Source organism: Alteribacillus sp. HJP-4, assembly GCF_042139015.1.
Lineage (GTDB): Bacteria > Bacillota > Bacilli > Bacillales > Marinococcaceae > JBHIKY01.
Window position 1 is genome coordinate 60387 of the sequence record NZ_JBHIKY010000017.1, and the last position, 16961, is coordinate 77347.

A 16961-nucleotide genomic window follows, 5' to 3' on the forward strand; every position below is an offset into this window, starting at 1 on the left:
TTGAACGTTACAAACGAGCACTGTACATGACAAATGCAGAGGAGTATGGTAGAAAGGGAATGGAAATGAATGTGGACAAAAGAGGCTACCGCAATAGAAGGAGTGCAAAGGGCAATGGATGTAAATACATATAATAATAATTTTTTAAAGGCCTGCAGAGGAGAAGACACTTCACATGTTCCGGTCTGGTATATGCGGCAGGCTGGAAGGTCACAGCCGGAATACAGAAAGATCAAAGAAAAATATTCATTGTTTGAGATAACAAGAGACCCGGAGCTTTGCGCATACGTGACTAAGCTGCCGGTTGATCAATATAATAACGATGCAGCAATTCTTTATAAGGACATCATGACTCCATTGCCCGCGCTTGGTGTAGACGTGGATATTAAACCAGGGATCGGCCCGGTGATTTCAAATCCAGTTAATAGCAGAAAAGATGTTGAAAGTTTAGGGGACCTTACCCCGTCAGAGGATGTACCATTTGTGTTAGATACGATAAGCCTTTTAAGAAAACAATTAAGTGTTCCGCTTATCAGCTTCAGCGGAGCTCCATTTACTTTAGCAAGCTATATGATTGAGGGCGGACCTTCGAAAAATTACCATAAAACAAAGGCGTTTATGCACGCTGATCCCGAGGCATGGTTTTTATTGATGGAAAAGCTTGGGAGCATGACGGTTACGTATGTGAAATCACAGATTGCAGCTGGAGCCCAGGCGATTCAAATTTTTGATTCCTGGGTGGGTGCTCTTAACAGAGAAGATTATATAACATTTGTAAAACCTGTCATGGATACAATTTTTAAGAAGCTTAAAGGTGAAGGAGTACCGTTGATTATGTTTGGAGTCGGCGCGGGACACCTGCTGGAGGAATGGAATGATTTAGAGCTGGATGTGATCGGCCTCGATTGGCGCACGTCCATAGACGAAGCCCGGGCCGCTGGAATTACAAAAACACTGCAAGGTAATCTTGACCCTTCCCTACTGCTGGCACCGTGGGAAAAAATCGAAGAAAAGGTCAAGCCTATCCTGGATGCGGGAATGAAGTCGAACCGGTTTATTTTTAATCTTGGACATGGTGTATTTCCAGAGGTGAAGCCGGAAACGCTGAAAAGATTAACAGCGTTTGTGCATGAATATTCAAAGAGGTCGTAAGGGGGTATGATTTATGAAAAAAAAGCTTGGATTACTCGTAATGGCATATGGCACTCCACGGAGTCTTGAGGAAGTAGAGACATACTATACACATATTCGCAGAGGGAGAAAGCCATCTTCGGAAGCACTAGAAGATTTAGTCTCCCGTTATGAAGCAATCGGCGGCATCTCTCCGCTTGCAAAAATAACTGAGGAACAAGCCTATGGCCTGCAGGATAGATTAAATGAACAGTACAATGATATAGAGTTTCATGTCTATTTAGGCTTAAAACATATTGATCCGTTTATTGAGGATGCAGTTGCCAGAATGAAAGCGGATGGCATTCAGGAAGCATACAGCATAGTGCTGGCTCCTCACTTTTCTACTTTTAGTGTAAAATCTTATAATGGCAGGGCAAAAGAGGAGTCTGAAAAAATCGGAGGCCCTGTTATCCATTGTGTAGAAAGCTGGTACGACGAGCCTGCTTTTATTTCTTACTGGGCCGGCCAGGTAAGGCGTACCCTGGATAAAGTGGAAGATGAAGATACTGCCTGTGTAATCTTTTCAGCCCACAGCCTCCCGGAAAAAATTATTTCAGCTGGAGACCCGTATCCTGAGCAATTAAAGGAAACAGCCAGATTAATTGCAGAAGAAGCGGAGGTCAAACATTATGAAATAGGCTGGCAGAGTGAAGGGAATACGCCTGACCCGTGGATTGGCCCGGATGTTCAGGATTTGACCAGGGAGTTATTTCATAAAAAAGGATATGATGCATTCGTCTACTGTCCTGTCGGTTTTGTAGCAGATCATTTGGAAGTCCTGTATGACAATGATGTGGAGTGCCGGCAGGCGGCTGATGAAGTCAATGCAGCTTACTTCCGTCCGGACATGCCCAATGCCAAGCCGGAATTTCTGCAGGCTCTTGTAAATGTTATTCAATCCAAAATGAATGAAACAGTCCAATGATAGCGGGGAATGATGGATGAAAGTAGCAATTATAGGCGGGGGAATTACTGGTCTCGCAGCTGCTCATTTTTTAGAGAAAATAAAAAAAACGTCCCAATATACCATTTCATATGATTTATTTGAAAGCAGTGCAAAGCTGGGCGGTAAAATTTCCACAGATTATACAGATGGGTTCGTGATTGAACGAGGACCAGATTCTTTTTTGGCCAGAAAAGAAAGCGCTGCAAGACTGGCAAAGGAGGTTGGACTTGAAGATCAGCTACTTTCAAACAGCGCCGGTCAGGCATATGTATTAAAAGGAAAAAAACTTTACCCTATTCCTTCAGGAGCCATTATGGGAATCCCTACGGAATGGACCCCTTTTTTGAAGACAGGCCTTTTTTCATCTGCCGGAAAACTGCGGGCAGCAGCAGATTTAGTTCTACCTAAAAATAAAATTGACGGGGATCAGTCCCTCGGAAAATTTTTTAGAAGAAGGCTCGGTAATGAAGTGGTTGATAACTTAATTGAACCGTTGTTATCGGGGATTTACGCTGGGGACATTAATAACTTAAGCCTTCAGTCCACATTTCCACAATTTAAAGAGGTGGAGCAGCGCCATAGAAGTCTTATTGTAGGAATGAAAGCTGGCAGGGAACCACAGAAGAAAACTAATAAAAAGCCCTCGATGTTTTTATCATTAAAGGGTGGCCTGCAGACCTTTGTAAATGCGTTAGAACAAAATTTAGACAGTAATTCTGTCCATAAGAACACTACTGTAAAAAGAATTGAGCGCATTGATAACCGGTATGCTGTGACCTTTTACAACGGAAATGAAGAATTATACGATAAGGTGATATCCTCTGTGCCCCCTAATATTGCTGGCGGGATGCTTGAAAACAAGGAAGTTCAGCGAAAGCTTCAAACATTTTCTGCCACGACTGTGGCCACGGCCGCACTTGCCTTTGAAAAAGATCAAGTTAAAAATAAAAAGCATGGCACTGGTTTTGTTGTCTCAAAAAAAAGTGGCTTTACTATTACCGCCTGCACATTTACGCACCTGAAGTGGAAACATACAGCTCCAGCAGATAAAGCATTATTGCGCTGCTATGTTGGAAAACCTGACGGAGAAGACATTGTTTATAAAAGTGATGAAGAAATTTCACGTACCGTAATGAAGGACTTATCCAATGTAATAGAAATTAAAGGAGATCCTCTGTTTTCTAGAATCACTCGTTGGGAACAGTCGATGCCGCAATATGAAGTTGGCCATAAGGAAAAGATTGCGGACATTAGAGCATGTATAGAGAGAATTTATCCAGGTCTTATTTTGACTGGAGCTGCCTTTCATGGAGTTGGCCTTCCTGATTGTATTGATCAAGGGGAAGCGGCTGCGCATCAGGCTCTCGATCTTGAAGAATAACTTCAAAAAGACAGGCTGCAGCATGAACTGCTATCCTGTCTTTTCTCGTGGGGTTTATCCTGCGGTGCCAATTTATTCTATTGAATGAATTACAGATGTCACTTTCATAACAAAATTTAAGCCGGCCACTTTAGGCCGGCAGGACATGCCATTAAAAGAAGACTACTGCTGTTGAGCCTGCTGCAGCTGCTGCTGTGCCTGCTGGAGCTCTTGCTGGACCTGCTGCAGCTGTTTTTGCTGGCTTTGATCGTCTTGCTGCTGTGCCTGCTGTAATTGCTGCTCAGCCTGCTGCAGCTGCTGTGCGCATTGTTGAAGCTGCTGCGGATCATTGGCTGCATTCTGCATAGCCTGCTGCGCCTGCTGGATTGCCTGTTGTGCCTGCTGAATCTGTTGGTTTTGCTCTGCCATAAGTAAACCCTCCAAATAAATGGTATAGTGTAACGATACTTAGCGTGTCCGAAAATTTCTAGATTATTCAAGCCGCTATTTTTTAGCAGGTATGAGGCTTCATATGTCTGTGTTACAATATTATTTATCCTCAGTCGGAAAAACTGTGAGGAGTGTCCCAATGTGAAAGAAAAAAAAGAACTCGATCTTTTAAGACATTCAAGGCATGATTGGATGAATATTGTCCAAATTATTAAAGGCAACCTTGCCCTAAACAGAATAGATAGAATATACGAGGTGCTTGAAGAAGTGTCAAGAAAAGCAGAGCATGAAAGCTGTTTGACGAATTTGAACATACCTTCACTGGCGATGTACCTGCTTACCTTTCACTGGCAGTCTCATTGGTTTACGCTTGATGTGGAGGTTCACGGAGGTACTGCTGACTGCTCTTACTATGAACATATATGGCAACAGTTTATCGTCAGCTTTTTCAACAAATTGGAAAATTCAGTTAAGGCAGGGGGAGAGAACGAGCTGCTGCTCACTTTTCATACCGATAAGTCACCTTATCTGGAAATTGATTTTCAAGGTGTAATTGAGGATAGAGAAACGCTTATTGATTGGATGGAAATGGCTGAGACTCATGGTGGAATTAAATTAAATCATAAAGTTGTTAATGAAAAGGAAGTATTCTTTGTTGTAATGAATAAATGAGGTGAAAAGGTGTTTATAGATAAAGTAAAGGTGTATGTAAAAGCAGGTGATGGCGGCGATGGCATGGTTGCGTTCCGACGTGAAAAATATGTTCCTGACGGAGGGCCTGCCGGTGGTGACGGAGGTAAAGGCGGGAATGTTATAGCAGAAGTCGATGAAGGTCTGCGCACATTAATGGACTATCGGTATCAAAAGCATTTTAAGGCAAAAGCAGGCGAGAATGGCCGCCCGAAAAATCAACACGGAAAAAATGCTGAAGATTTAATTATGAAGGTGCCGCCGGGCACGACTATTATAGATGATGACACAAAAGAGGTTCTCGCGGATTTAACAAAGCACCGGGAACGGGCTGTCATTCTAAAGGGCGGCCGGGGAGGCCGCGGGAATACAAGGTTTGCTACTCCTGCTAATCCTGCTCCTGAGCTGAGTGAAAAAGGAGAGCCGGCTGAAGATCGGTATATTAACCTTGAATTAACGGTTCTTGCGGATGTCGGACTCGTAGGTTTTCCTAGTGTTGGGAAATCCACGCTGCTGTCGGTAGTATCAGCGGCTCGTCCTAAAATTGCGGAATATCACTTCACTACTCTAAAACCTAACCTTGGAGTAGTAGAAGTTGACAACTCACAGAGTTTTGTAATGGCAGATCTGCCGGGGCTGATTGAGGGAGCTCATGAAGGTACTGGTCTTGGACATCAATTTTTGCGGCACATTGAAAGGACGAGAGTCATCATTCATGTGGTAGATATGTCTGCAGCAGAAGGAAGAGATCCTTTTGATGATTATCAAAAAATTAACGTGGAACTCAAGCAATACAATATGCGTCTTATGGAAAGGCCGCAAATAATAATGGCCAATAAAATGGACATGCCGGAAGCAGAAGAAAACCTCGCTGCTTTCAAAGAAAAACTGCAGAATGAGGTGCCTGTTTTCGCTGTTTCAGCTTTAACCAGGCATGGCCTTAAAGAATTACTCCGTGAAACTGCTTCATTACTTGAAGATACTCCTGAGTTTCCTTTATATAATGATGAAGAAGAGGAACAGCGGGTTGTATATCGATACGAAGCATCCGATGAACCTTTTCGAATTGAACGGGATGATGACGGGGCCTATGTATTAACAGGACCTGAGATTGAAAAATTATTTAAAATGACTGATATGACCAGAGATGAATCAGTCAAGCGGTTTTCTAGAAGAATGCGTCGAATGGGAATTGATGCAGCTTTACGTGAGAAAGGCGCAAAAGATGGAGACACAGTTAGACTTCTCGATTTTGAATTCGAGTTTATAGAATAGACGGTAATTCAAGATCAATAATCAGCAATTCGACTTTTTATAAATTAATTGAATGAATATCATACGTGCTATTCAGAATATAAAACACGAACATTTTGAATGTAGCGAAAGGCAACGACTCCAGGTCGATTAAAACCGGCAACGTCCTGTGGCCAACATCGACACTAGCACCTCGTGTGCGTCGCGGGAATAGCTTGAGGTGAAGACCCCGCAGGCAGCTTTTTTGCTGCTGAGGAGGCTGAGGCCAAGCCCACGGAAAGCGTTTGCCTGAAGCTCAAATCGAATGATATAAATAAAATATCTTTTAATATTCGTAAATATTGTTGTGAAATTAACTTTTGAAATTCATTCAATTAAGTACTTTTCATTCGTATTTGAAGAGAGGCTGTTACCAAACGTCATTTTGGGACAGTCTCATTTATTATCTTTTTTCAAAAGTACCGTGCACTGAAGAAGGTACGTATTCTTTCTTAAGGGCGGGCACCTTGAGGAAGCAGGGGGGCATTTATAAGGTTGAACAATTGCAGCAATATGCCAAGTTTTTCTTTTTAAACATTGTCAAAAAGTTTACGCAACTTTATAATGTATAATCAGTGCAGTATTTTATTAAGAGGGTGAGTGTTTGCGGTGGTGAGATTATGGCAGATAAAATTGACAACTTTTATTTAGTACGTCAGGATATGTTGACTGAAGCCATGCAAAAAACACTTGATGCGAAACTGCTTCTTGAAAGCGGTAAAGCTCAAAAAGTTGCGGAAGCTGTCCAGACGGTGGAATTGAGCCGCAGTGCTTTTTATAAATATAGAGATGCAATATTTCCATTTCATACAATGATTAAAGAAAAGATTATAACCTTATCCATACAGCTTACTGACAAATCAGGATCATTGTCCGAGTTATTGCGAATAGTTGCCGGCGCAAACTCAAATGTGCTTACGATCAACCAAACGATACCGCTGCAAGGAAGAGCGAATGTGACACTGACTGTAGACACCTCTGCACTTACTATGGAAATAAGAGACTTGGTGAATCGAATACAATCCATGCAGGCAGTTGAAAATGCTGAAATTGTAGGTTCAGGTTCATTGTAATAGGCGTTTTAATAGAGAGAAGGAGTGGATGGCATGACAGTGCGAGTTGGTTATTTAGGTCCTGAGGGTACTTTTTCGGAAGCTGCGGCAAGAGCAGTATATCCAGAAGGTGGAAAACAAGCATACCCTACTATCCCTGCCTGTATGGACGCGGTTTCCTTAAATGAAGTGGACGTAGCGGTGGTGCCTCTTGAAAATGCGATTGAAGGTTCTGTAAACATGACATTAGATTACCTTATTCATAAGCAGCAGCTCCCTATAATCGGAGAAGTAACCGTGCCTATCGAGCAGCAATTACTTATTGTTCCCGAACGGGCAGATGCTTGGGAGAACGTAACAGACATTTATTCTCATCCTCATGCTATTGCTCAATGTCATGATTTTATTGCTGCGTTTCTCCCGGACGCAGATATTCATTATACGAATTCAACCAGCGCGGCTGCAAAAGAGATTGCGGATAATCCGGATGTAAACGGGGCAGCAATTGCGAACACACTAGCTGCGGAAAAATACGGCCTTACCTGTGCAAGAGAGAACATTCACGATTATGATAACAATCATACGAGGTTTGTCTGTGTAACAAAGAATACGCAGGCTCACAATTTGGATTTAGAACAGTGGGATAATTACAAGACCACATTAATGGTGACGCTGCCGTCGGATTTTTCTGGAGCGCTCCATCAAGTATTGTCAGCATTTGCGTGGAGAAAGCTGAATCTTACGAAAATCGAATCCAGGCCGATGAAGACGGGTATTGGTAATTATTTCTTTATAATTGATGTTGAGGAAGCGATGGATACGGTATTGCTTCCTGGTGTTATTGCTGAGCTGGAAGCGCTCGGCTGTGGAGTGCGCACACTCGGGAGTTATCCCTGTTTTAGCGGTGCAGATTTAAAAGAAACCACGAAAAGTCCTGTATCCAAATAATTGGTGCAGGACTTTTTTTGTCCAACGTTTCCTATGTCAATAAATAGCCTTTTTCTTTTAAAGCCGCTTCGGTTTCATCAATAATATGCTGAGAAGGCGCCTCTATTGTGTGGAGGTGAGTGCCGTCCGTTAGTTCAGACAGGAGTGAAGCATTTGTATCCCTCACGTTTTTAATAAAACGGTCAACATCTCTTCGGCTCGATAGCATGAGTAACGCTGTTAATTCTCCGTAAATTTGATGCTCAATAGATACATCCACTACGACTGCACCTTTATCGACGATTGTGTAAAGTTCATTTCTGGTTACCTCTGCTTCAGGGCGGTGAAAGCATGCCAAAGTTTTTCTAATGGCATCCTTCTGCTGCTCGGGAATCATCATATATCCTTGAGAGGTGGCAAGCACGTGGTTACCCCTTGCTTTTAATAGTGAAATGTCCTGTACAATAACCTGCCTGCTTACTTTCGTGCGTGCAGCAAGCTCACTTCCTGTTATAGGCTTCTCAGATTTCAGCAGCCAATCGAGCAGGAGTTTTCGTCTATCTTCTCCTAATACCTTCATTTCCTTTTTTACTGACATTCCCACTGCCCCCTGATTTTAAATAAGTTTTTTCATTATAAGGATACCTATATCATATAAAAAAGCTAAGGCTCTACATTTGGATCTGGAGCCCAGTCCGAGTTCCCCTTATAAGCTTTAGTTTACATGATATTTCTTTTCATGAACAGAAAGACAAGCGGTACTTGGGCTGTCATAGAATGCTGTTTTCAATCATATGCTTGCCATAGAGAATGGTACGAAGATCTTATGAGGACATATATGTTTAATAAATATCAGGGGAGGTACAGCAATGCAGATTCACATTGTACAAAAAGGGGACACTTTATGGAAGCTGTCAAAACAATATCAGGTTGATTTTGAAGAAGTAAAAAAAGCAAATGGGCACCTTGCCAATCCTGATCAAATAATGCCTGGCATGAAAATTAAAATACCTGCCAAGGGCGTGCCGGTCAAAAAAGAATATGTGAAGGAGCAAGTAAAAGAGAAAGTAAAAGAACAACCAGTTTCCAAACCAAAAGAGCAGCCTAAAGAAGTAAAGCCTCAGATGAAACCGAAAGTACAACCAAAAATGAAACCAAAGGTACAGCCAAAGATGAAGCCGAAAGTACAGGCAAAGGTAGAGGCAAAGATAAAGTCTGATCAAAAAGCACCTCAAGAAAAGCCAAGTATGCCAATCAAGCCGAAAGCAGCAGAAAAAAACCAGCATATGCTCCATCAAAGCAGCAGCTAAACAATATGAATGTAAATATGTATAAACCATCTGCTCCGGCGCAGCCTAAAGAGATAAAGCCGCAGCAGGAATTGTCGAAGGAGCAAATACAATCTAAACAAATGATAAAACCGAAAATGAAAGATACCGTACAGCCAATGGAAGAAAACAACAATGTTCAAGGCCAATATAAACCTAATATGCAGCATATGTCACCGATGCCTCCTCCACCACCAATGCCAATGATGCCATATAATATGAATATGATGCCGCAGGGCCAATGTTATCCTATATCTCCAATCATGCCTGGATGCGCATCATGCGGCCAGCCTTTACCACCTCACGGGATGATGAATGCGCAGAATTATGGACCTTATGGCAACGGAGTACAGGGAATGATGTCCCCGATGAATGAAATGATGCCTAATCCTTATTATGAGCAGAATCAAATGCCTTATTCTCATTCAGAAAATCAAGATAATAATCAAGAACAAATGGGAATGGAGGGGCAAAATTCCTCTATGGAACAAAATTCTCCAGGAGGTATGTATAACCCTTGGATGAGCAGCCATTTTCATAATAATAACAACAACAGGAAGTAAAATTCCCTCACTTCCCTGCAAATAACAGCTTAAAATAAACCTCCTTGACTCACCCTATAGAGTGAAAGGAGGTTTTTATTAATGAAAAAATTTGCGTTAACAATGACTGCATTTTCGATTATTGCAGGTGGTCTTGCAGGCTGCGGCGGTAATGGTGATAATGGGGAAGAAATGGGATCCCCTGCCCGCTACGATGGTTATAACGACAATATGAACACTAACTATTCTAACAGGTATGATGGTCGTGATAATGATCGTGGGGAAGGACCAATTACAGATATGATGACTGTAGATGACCGTCGAAATCATGATCGTGCTGATACCCGTAATCGCGGAGAAATTGGCGACAGACAGGGAATGGTCGGTGAGCGCGGTATGCTAAACGTTAATGATGGCGATACTGCAGCTAACGGTTATTCGAGTGACATGGCTGACAAGATTGTAGAAAATGTTGAAGACATGGATGGCGTAGACGATGCAACAGCAGTCGTTCGTGATAATGACGTCCTCATTGGAATCGACACGTATGACGATGAAGAAAAAGCCAAGAAATTAGCTGACGACATTAAGAAAAGAGTAGAAGACGCATTGAATGATGATAAAGAAGTTCATGTGACTACTGATGAAGAACAATATGGAGAACTTCGCAACATTGATGAAGGTTTAAGAAACGGCGGCTTAGAACTTGAAGAAGCCGGAGATACTATCAATGACATGGTCAGCGATCTTGGCAATGCTGCCAGAAGACCATTTGAGGATCGATAAAAAATAATACCCGGAAGAATTTCCGGGTATTTTTTTGTATATTTATTGCGTGATGCTTCTCACCTGTATAATAATGAAAGACAGCAGGGAAGTTACGATGAGGAGGATCAATTTATGGCTGGACACTCAAAATGGAATAACATAAAAAGAAGAAAAGAGAGTCAGGATGCCAAAAGAGCTAAAATCTTTACAAAGCTTTCAAAAGAGATTTTTGCTGCTGTGCGGGAAGGCGGAGAAGACCCGGCAGTGAATTCACGATTAAGAATGGCCCTTTCAAAAGCAAAATCAGAAAATATTCCAAGTGATAATATCGAGCGGACGATAAAAAAAGCGGCAGGAGACTCCAGTACAGATAACTATGTGGAAATTACATATGAAGGTTACGGACCAGGCGGAGCCGCTGTGATGGTGCATGCTCTAACGGAAAACAAAAATCGAACGGCTGCAGATGTCCGCCTTGCGTTTTCAAAAAATGGCGGAAACCTTGGTGAAAATGGCTGTGTTTCCTTTATTTTTAACCGAAAAGGCCGGCTGCTTTTGAAAAATTCAGAAGATGATCCAGATAATTTAATGCTTGAGGCGATTGAGGCCGGCGCGGAAGAGTTTGAATCGGTTGATGGAGATATAATCATTACCGCTGAGCCAGAGCAATTCGAAAAAGTGAAAAGCTATTTGGAAAATAACGGACATAATCTTCAAGAGGCAGATATAACAATGATTCCTCAGACGATAGCGGAACTATCCGATGAAGAAGCAAAAAAAATGATCCGTCTCATAGATATGCTAGAAGACAACGATGATGTTCAAAATGTTCATCATAATTTCGAACCGACAGACACGCAGCTAGCGGCAATGAACATGGAATAACTTTTGTGGTTAAAACCCTTTGTTATAGGAAATGCTGATGTAACAAAGGAGTGATTTACGTGAAGCATCTATTAATGAGTTTCTCAGCTGTCATTTTAACTGTGGGTATAATTTCCATAAACGCTCATGCCAGTGGGCAAAAGGATGAATCATGGAGTACGGGCAGTCCGATGAGTTATGATATTATTCTGGAAACAGAGCATCCTGATGGCACAGTGACCACTTCAAAGGAAGTTAAAGAAGTATGGTCAGTGGATGATTTTTGGAGTGAATATGAAGAGTATGAATTAATAAATATGACAAATGATACTATTTTCTTTAGGAAAAATCATCCAAATTGATGATTTTTTCATTTTTATTAGAACTAAACTTTTGCTATGATAGAGGAAAGCACGTTCGTTTTTTTTTACGAAGAAAGTAGGGAAAGCTTTGATCGAATTTATACGAGGGAAATTGACACACATTGAGGGAGAGACATTGACCCTTGATGTTGGAGGAATTGGCTACTTAGTACACTGTGCAAATCCTTTCGTTTTTAAGAAGGAGCAGGCAGAGATTACAGTTTTTACATACCAGTATGTCAAAGAAGATGCGTTGAGGCTGTATGGTTTCGTTTCACGTAAGGAAAGAAGCTTATTTGAACAGCTACTTCAAGTGTCTGGAATTGGACCAAAAGGAGCGCTGGCGATACTTGCTGCCGGAGCGCCGGCGCAGGTAGTACAGGCTATTGAAGAAGAAAATGAATCATTTCTCGTGAAATTTCCGGGAGTCGGGAAAAAGACTGCCAGGCAGATGATCTTAGATTTGAAAGGAAAATTACACACTGATGAATTATCAGATAATCAGAGCAGTGTGCACCATACTTCCGAGGCTGGAGATGGAACTGAAGAAAATTCACTTGAGGAAGCATTAGAAGCATTAAGGGCACTAGGGTATATGGAAAAAGAAATTACAAAAGTAAAACCGAAGCTGAAGCAAGAAAAATTAAGCGCAGATGAATACGTCAGAAAAGCATTACAGTGGATGCTTACCTCATAACATGCTGAAATATATAAAGGGGAGCAGGTGATGCTGAAGCGATGGAAGAAAGAGTAGTATCCCAGGAAGCACTTGGAGCTGAAGCGCAGCTTGAAGGCAGTATCAGACCAGTGGAGTTTTCACAATATATCGGTCAGGAGAAAGTAAAAGAAAATTTGAAGGTGTTCATTGAAGCAGCGAGGCTGCGGGAAGAATCACTCGATCATGTGCTTCTGCACGGACCTCCTGGATTAGGGAAAACGACGCTTGCAATGATTATAGCCAATGAAATGGGGGTTAGTATTAGAACCACATCCGGTCCAGCTATTGAAAAAGCTGGTGATCTGGCAGCCATTTTAACTGCACTCGAACCGGGCGATGTACTATTTATTGACGAAATCCACAGACTTCCCCGTGCAGTAGAAGAAGTTCTCTACCCGGCTATGGAGGACTTCTGCATTGATATTGTCATTGGAAAGGAAGCCACAGCTAGATCAGTACGTTTAGATCTTCCACCTTTTACACTGGTAGGAGCAACAACGAGAGCAGGCATGCTCTCTGCACCGCTGCGGGACCGGTTCGGAGTTCATCTCCGCCTTGAATATTATAACGAAGCTGAACTCAGTTTTATTATTGAACGAAGTAGTGAACTCCTGCAGGTATCAATGGAAAAGGATGCAGCGTTGGAAATGGCACGACGGTCGAGGGGGACTCCTCGCATTGCAAACCGTCTCCTTCGCAGAGTACGTGATTTTGCCCAAGTGCAGGGTGATGGGAAGGTCTCGAAAGAGCTCGCAGATAACGCTCTTGAAAAACTCCAGGTAGATAAGCTTGGATTGGATCATATTGATCATAAGCTTTTGACAAGTATTATAGAGAAATTTAGAGGAGGGCCGGTCGGTGTTGATACAATCGCAGCTGCGATTGGGGAAGAATCAAATACGATTGAAGATGTCTATGAGCCATACTTAATGCAGATTGGATTTTTAATTAGAACTCCTCGAGGAAGAATGGTAACTCCTCAGACTTATACTCATTTAGGACTGGAGGTATCCCAGGATGAATGAGATTCCAAAACTGCTTATCGGAATTGGGGCAGCGCTCATAGTATTTGGAGTTCTCTGGCAGTTTGGAGGGAAATTTATTTCCCTGGGGAAGCTGCCTGGTGACATTATTATAAAAAATGAGAATTCAACTTTCTATTTTCCGATAGTAACGTCCATCGTTATAAGCATCGTTCTATCCTTACTATTTTTTATTATAGGACGGTTTCGCTGATTTCTTGCCAGCGGCCGTTTTTTTTTGTACATTAGTAAGGATGCTTACATATTAAATTTTAAGTTAAAGCAAAGGTGACTATAAATGAGAGTGGACGACTTTGATTATTATCTCCCAGAAAAATTGATAGCGCAGAAACCTTTAAAAAAAAGGGATGCCTCCCGGCTGCTTGTCCTTGACCCAGATAACAATAAATTGGCGCATCAGAGCTTTTCTTCGATTCTAGATTATCTGAAAAAAGGGGACTGCCTGGTGCTTAATGATACAAGGGTACTTCCTGCAAGGTTGATCGGTGAAAAGGAAACGGGAGCTAAAGTAGAGGTTCTCCTGTTGAAACAACTGAATGGGGATGAATGGGAAACGCTTGTAAAGCCCGCTAAACGAGTGAAGCCGGGGACAATTATCCATTTTGGAAATGGAGATTTGACAGCGGAATGCACTGGGGAGCTTGAGCATGGGGGAAGAAAAGTAAGTTTCCGATACAGTGGAGTTTTTCTTGAGGTGCTTGAAAAGCTGGGGGAGATGCCGCTGCCTCCTTACATTAAAGAAAAGCTTGATAACAAAGAACGCTATCAAACGGTTTACGCGCGGCAAGACGGCTCTGCTGCAGCACCGACTGCAGGGCTTCATTTTACAAAAGACCTCTTAGAAAAAGCGAAAAATAAAGGGATCCATGTTACAACCATTACTCTGCATGTCGGCCTCGGTACATTCCGGCCGGTGGCTGCTGAGAACGTAGAAGAACATCATATGCATGAAGAATTTTATCAAATGAGTTCGGGAACAGCTGATCTCTTGAACAAAGTGAGAAAAAACGGTGCAAGAATAGCAGCCGTTGGTACCACTTCTGCTCGGACGCTTGAAACAATTGCCTCCAAACACAATGGCAGCTATGAGGAAGGCAGCGGCTGGACCGACATATTTATATACCCTGGTTACAGGTTTCAGGGGATCGATGCGCTGCTTACAAATTTTCATCTCCCCAAATCCTCTCTTGTTATGCTGGTCAGTGCCCTTGCCGGCAGAGAACGAATTCTGGCTGCCTATAACGAAGCCGTGCAGAAAGAATACCGCTTTTTCAGCTTTGGAGATGCTATGTTAATAATGAAAGGAAGTTTATCTCATGGCGGCAGTTACTTACGAGCACATTAAGACATGCAGACAGTCTGGAGCAAGGCTGGGCAAGCTTCATACTCCTCATGGGGAAATTGAAACCCCTATCTTTATGCCGGTTGGTACACTTGCCACTGTCAAAACGTTAAGTCCGGAGGAACTGAAGCAAATGGATGCTCAAATTATTTTGAGCAATACGTATCACCTCTGGCTCCGGCCGGGCGAGGATATTGTAGAGGAGGCCGGCGGACTGCATAAATTCATGAACTGGGATAAACCTATTCTCACTGATTCCGGCGGTTTTCAGGTCTTCAGCTTAAGTAAACTGCGTGATATTAGAGAAGAAGGAGTTCATTTTCGTAATCATATCAGCGGAGAAAAATTATTTTTATCACCGGAAAAGGCGATGAAAATTCAAAATTCACTCGGCCCTGATATAATGATGGCATTTGACGAGTGTCCGCCGTATCCAGCTGAGAGAGAATATATGAAAGCCTCAGTAGAAAGAACTTCCAGGTGGGCTGAGCGGTGCCTGGAGGCGCATAATAAGACAGAGGATCAGGCTTTGTTTGGAATTATACAGGGAGGAGAATATGAAGAATTAAGGAAACAATCAGCTCAGGAATTGATTTCCCTTGATTTCCCGGGTTATGCTATAGGCGGTCTCTCTGTGGGAGAACCAAAAGATATAATGAATCGGGTGCTTGAATTTACTACACCACTGCTGCCTGAGAACAAGGCTCGTTATTTAATGGGAGTAGGTTCTGCAGATTCACTCATTGATGGTGCAATTAGAGGAATAGACATGTTTGATTGTGTACTGCCCACACGAATTGCGAGGAATGGAACGTGTATGACAAGCAGCGGCCGGCTGGTGATAAGAAATGCTAAATTTGCCCGGGATTTTCAGCCGATCGATGAAAAATGCTCATGCCACGTCTGTAAGAATTTTTCAAGGGCCTATATCCGGCATTTGGTAAAAGCAAATGAAACATTTGGTTTTCGGCTTACTTCTTACCATAATCTCTATTTCCTGTTAAAATTAATGGAGAACGTGAGACAGGCTATAAAAGAAGACCGGCTTCTCGATTTTCGGGAAGAATTTTTTGAAGCATACGGCTTTAATAGGCCGAACGCTAAAAACTTTTAATGACTGTTAGTACTTCTTGAGGGGAGGGAAATAAATGGAAGCGATTATCATGCTGGTGCTTATGTTTGCCATCTTTTACTTTTTACTGATCCGCCCGCAGCAAAAGCGCCAAAAGCAAGTCCGTGAAATGCATGCAAACCTTCAAAAAGGTGATCAAATTATTACGATCGGCGGTCTTCACGGTACCATCGATGCAATCGATGAGAATAAAGTGGTTGTTATCACAGATGGTGCTCAAAAATTAACTTTTGATCGTAACTCTGTACGAGAAGTTGTCAATGGAGACTGATTCCTGTCTTCATTGCTGGTACATAAAAAGCAGGGATCTCCCATTTTGGGGGAGGTCCCTGCTTTATTATGATGCGGAAACAGTATTGACACCGAGCGCTCCTCCTGCTCCGGAGGAGAGTAAAAATATTAGAAATAATATCCCCTGCTCGAGAGAGCTCGATGTTTCTAATCCAAGATATTGAAATGCTAAAATTATAAAACATACCATAGCAGCAGCCAGCATGCCGGCCATTAATCCCTTTTCTTTTGATTTCACTCCTGCTACTATTCCTCCTATTAAAAACGAAATAACAGAACAAATAATCATCGGCCAATACAACCATTGCTCTGAAAGAGATGTAAAGCGCAGCAGCAATGATATTAATAAACCGAAGCTAAGCAGAAGAATTAATGTGACAGCTGATCCATAACCGATGCTTGCTGTTTTTGTTCTCATTTCCTTCACTCTCCCCCCTCAAATATCCGCTCTTTCTTCAAATATATGGACAACATTGCCGCTTTAGAAGATAAAGTCATATTTTTATACTGATGAACGATCACTCTTATTAAAGGATTAATCCATATGAAAAAAGGCTCTACAATAAATGTTGGGGTTTTGAAACAATTATCACGCATAAAAAACACGCAAGCTCCTTTATCCTTTATACTTGAATTGTCGAGAAACAAGAAAGGATAGGAGTTGCGTGTCATATGCATTT

General features: G+C 42.1%; 22 protein-coding genes. 18 read left to right on the forward strand and 4 right to left on the reverse strand.

The genetic code is table 11. The features are described 5' to 3' along the window. Positions 1 to 114: 114 nt before the first annotated feature. From hemE to hemY, 3 genes are read left to right on the forward strand one after another with little or no spacing between them, the layout of a single operon-like run. Positions 115 to 1152 carry a uroporphyrinogen decarboxylase gene (gene hemE, locus ACE4RR_RS15185; RefSeq protein ID WP_375536280.1) on the forward strand — a complete coding sequence of 346 codons (1038 nt, stop codon included), beginning with the start codon at positions 115 to 117 and terminating at the stop codon, positions 1150 to 1152. Positions 1153 to 1165: 13 nt separating this feature from the next. Continuing rightward, positions 1166 to 2098 (forward strand): ferrochelatase, encoded by a 933-nt coding sequence (gene hemH, locus ACE4RR_RS15190; protein WP_375536281.1) that lies wholly within the window; start codon positions 1166 to 1168, stop codon positions 2096 to 2098. Positions 2099 to 2114: 16 nt separating this feature from the next. After that, positions 2115 to 3500 carry a protoporphyrinogen oxidase gene (gene hemY / locus ACE4RR_RS15195; protein ID WP_375536282.1) on the forward strand — a complete coding sequence of 462 codons (1386 nt, stop codon included), beginning with the start codon at positions 2115 to 2117 and terminating at the stop codon, positions 3498 to 3500. A gap of 162 nt (positions 3501 to 3662) precedes the next feature. On the opposite strand, the gene ACE4RR_RS15200 is transcribed toward hemY, so the two are convergent. Beyond that, positions 3663 to 3908 (reverse strand): hypothetical protein, encoded by a 246-nt coding sequence (locus ACE4RR_RS15200; protein WP_375536283.1) that lies wholly within the window; start codon positions 3906 to 3908, stop codon positions 3663 to 3665. Positions 3909 to 4070: 162 nt separating this feature from the next. On the opposite strand from ACE4RR_RS15200, the gene ACE4RR_RS15205 reads away from it, so the two are divergent. The 4 genes from ACE4RR_RS15205 to pheA all read left to right on the forward strand — a co-directional run bounded on the left by ACE4RR_RS15205 (position 4071) and on the right by pheA (position 7912). Further along, positions 4071 to 4601 (forward strand): Spo0B C-terminal domain-containing protein, encoded by a 531-nt coding sequence (locus tag ACE4RR_RS15205; protein ID WP_375536284.1) that lies wholly within the window; start codon positions 4071 to 4073, stop codon positions 4599 to 4601. 9 nt (positions 4602 to 4610) lie between these two features. Then, positions 4611 to 5894 carry a GTPase ObgE gene (gene obgE, locus ACE4RR_RS15210; protein WP_375536285.1) on the forward strand — a complete coding sequence of 428 codons (1284 nt, stop codon included), beginning with the start codon at positions 4611 to 4613 and terminating at the stop codon, positions 5892 to 5894. A 638-nt stretch (positions 5895 to 6532) separates the two neighbouring features. Then, the gene (locus ACE4RR_RS15215) at positions 6533 to 6985 is read left to right on the forward strand and encodes an ACT domain-containing protein (protein ID WP_375536286.1); all 453 of its coding nucleotides are present in this window, start codon (positions 6533 to 6535) and stop codon (positions 6983 to 6985) included. Between the two features lie 39 nt (positions 6986 to 7024). After that, positions 7025 to 7912: a prephenate dehydratase gene (gene pheA / locus ACE4RR_RS15220; RefSeq protein WP_375536305.1), complete on the forward strand. Its 888-nt coding sequence runs from the start codon at positions 7025 to 7027 to the stop codon at positions 7910 to 7912. 31 nt (positions 7913 to 7943) lie between these two features. Here the strand turns inward: pheA and ACE4RR_RS15225 are convergent, their stop codons facing one another. Continuing rightward, positions 7944 to 8489, reverse strand: coding sequence for a transcription repressor NadR (locus ACE4RR_RS15225; protein ID WP_375536287.1), 546 nt, complete (start codon positions 8487 to 8489; stop codon positions 7944 to 7946). A 271-nt stretch (positions 8490 to 8760) separates the two neighbouring features. Here ACE4RR_RS15225 and safA point away from each other — a divergent pair, with 271 nt between their 5' ends. From safA to yajC, 11 genes are all read left to right on the forward strand, one after another. Beyond that, complete coding sequence (gene safA, locus ACE4RR_RS15230; RefSeq protein WP_375536288.1) at positions 8761 to 9201, forward strand: SafA/ExsA family spore coat assembly protein; 441 nt, start codon at positions 8761 to 8763, stop codon at positions 9199 to 9201. A gap of 5 nt (positions 9202 to 9206) precedes the next feature. After that, positions 9207 to 9782 carry a hypothetical protein gene (locus ACE4RR_RS15235; RefSeq protein WP_375536289.1) on the forward strand — a complete coding sequence of 192 codons (576 nt, stop codon included), beginning with the start codon at positions 9207 to 9209 and terminating at the stop codon, positions 9780 to 9782. Between the two features lie 102 nt (positions 9783 to 9884). Continuing rightward, complete coding sequence (locus tag ACE4RR_RS15240) at positions 9885 to 10547, forward strand: YhcN/YlaJ family sporulation lipoprotein (RefSeq protein ID WP_375536290.1); 663 nt, start codon at positions 9885 to 9887, stop codon at positions 10545 to 10547. A gap of 114 nt (positions 10548 to 10661) precedes the next feature. Further along, on the forward strand, positions 10662 to 11414 hold the full coding sequence (locus ACE4RR_RS15245) for a YebC/PmpR family DNA-binding transcriptional regulator (protein WP_375536291.1): 753 nt from the start codon (positions 10662 to 10664) through the stop codon (positions 11412 to 11414). A 59-nt stretch (positions 11415 to 11473) separates the two neighbouring features. Beyond that, entirely contained in the window at positions 11474 to 11755 is a 282-nt protein-coding gene (locus ACE4RR_RS15250) for a BofC N-terminal domain-containing protein (protein WP_375536292.1), read from the forward strand. Between the two features lie 88 nt (positions 11756 to 11843). After that, positions 11844 to 12452: a Holliday junction branch migration protein RuvA gene (ruvA, locus tag ACE4RR_RS15255; RefSeq protein WP_375536293.1), complete on the forward strand. Its 609-nt coding sequence runs from the start codon at positions 11844 to 11846 to the stop codon at positions 12450 to 12452. A gap of 41 nt (positions 12453 to 12493) precedes the next feature. Beyond that, a complete protein-coding gene (gene ruvB / locus ACE4RR_RS15260; protein ID WP_375536294.1) occupies positions 12494 to 13498 on the forward strand; it encodes a Holliday junction branch migration DNA helicase RuvB in 1005 nt (334 codons plus the stop codon). Next, positions 13491 to 13709, forward strand: coding sequence for a DUF2905 domain-containing protein (locus tag ACE4RR_RS15265; RefSeq protein ID WP_375536295.1), 219 nt, complete (start codon positions 13491 to 13493; stop codon positions 13707 to 13709). Before ruvB ends, ACE4RR_RS15265 begins: the two co-directional genes overlap by 8 nt. An 84-nt stretch (positions 13710 to 13793) precedes the next feature. Continuing rightward, complete coding sequence (gene queA / locus ACE4RR_RS15270; protein WP_375536296.1) at positions 13794 to 14861, forward strand: tRNA preQ1(34) S-adenosylmethionine ribosyltransferase-isomerase QueA; 1068 nt, start codon at positions 13794 to 13796, stop codon at positions 14859 to 14861. Then, positions 14833 to 15972, forward strand: a complete 1140-nt coding sequence (gene tgt, locus ACE4RR_RS15275) for a tRNA guanosine(34) transglycosylase Tgt (RefSeq protein WP_375536297.1) — start codon at positions 14833 to 14835, stop codon at positions 15970 to 15972. Before queA ends, tgt begins: the two co-directional genes overlap by 29 nt. A 34-nt stretch (positions 15973 to 16006) precedes the next feature. Further along, positions 16007 to 16261 carry a preprotein translocase subunit YajC gene (gene yajC, locus ACE4RR_RS15280; protein ID WP_375536298.1) on the forward strand — a complete coding sequence of 85 codons (255 nt, stop codon included), beginning with the start codon at positions 16007 to 16009 and terminating at the stop codon, positions 16259 to 16261. Between the two features lie 66 nt (positions 16262 to 16327). Here the strand turns inward: yajC and ACE4RR_RS15285 are convergent, their stop codons facing one another. Both ACE4RR_RS15285 and ACE4RR_RS15290 read right to left on the reverse strand, forming a co-directional pair. Next, the gene (locus tag ACE4RR_RS15285) at positions 16328 to 16699 is read right to left on the reverse strand and encodes a TIGR04086 family membrane protein (RefSeq protein WP_375536299.1); all 372 of its coding nucleotides are present in this window, start codon (positions 16697 to 16699) and stop codon (positions 16328 to 16330) included. A 5-nt stretch (positions 16700 to 16704) separates the two neighbouring features. Beyond that, positions 16705 to 16961, reverse strand: a 257-nt coding sequence (locus ACE4RR_RS15290; protein ID WP_375536300.1) for a hypothetical protein, incomplete at its 5' end; no start/stop codon positions are given.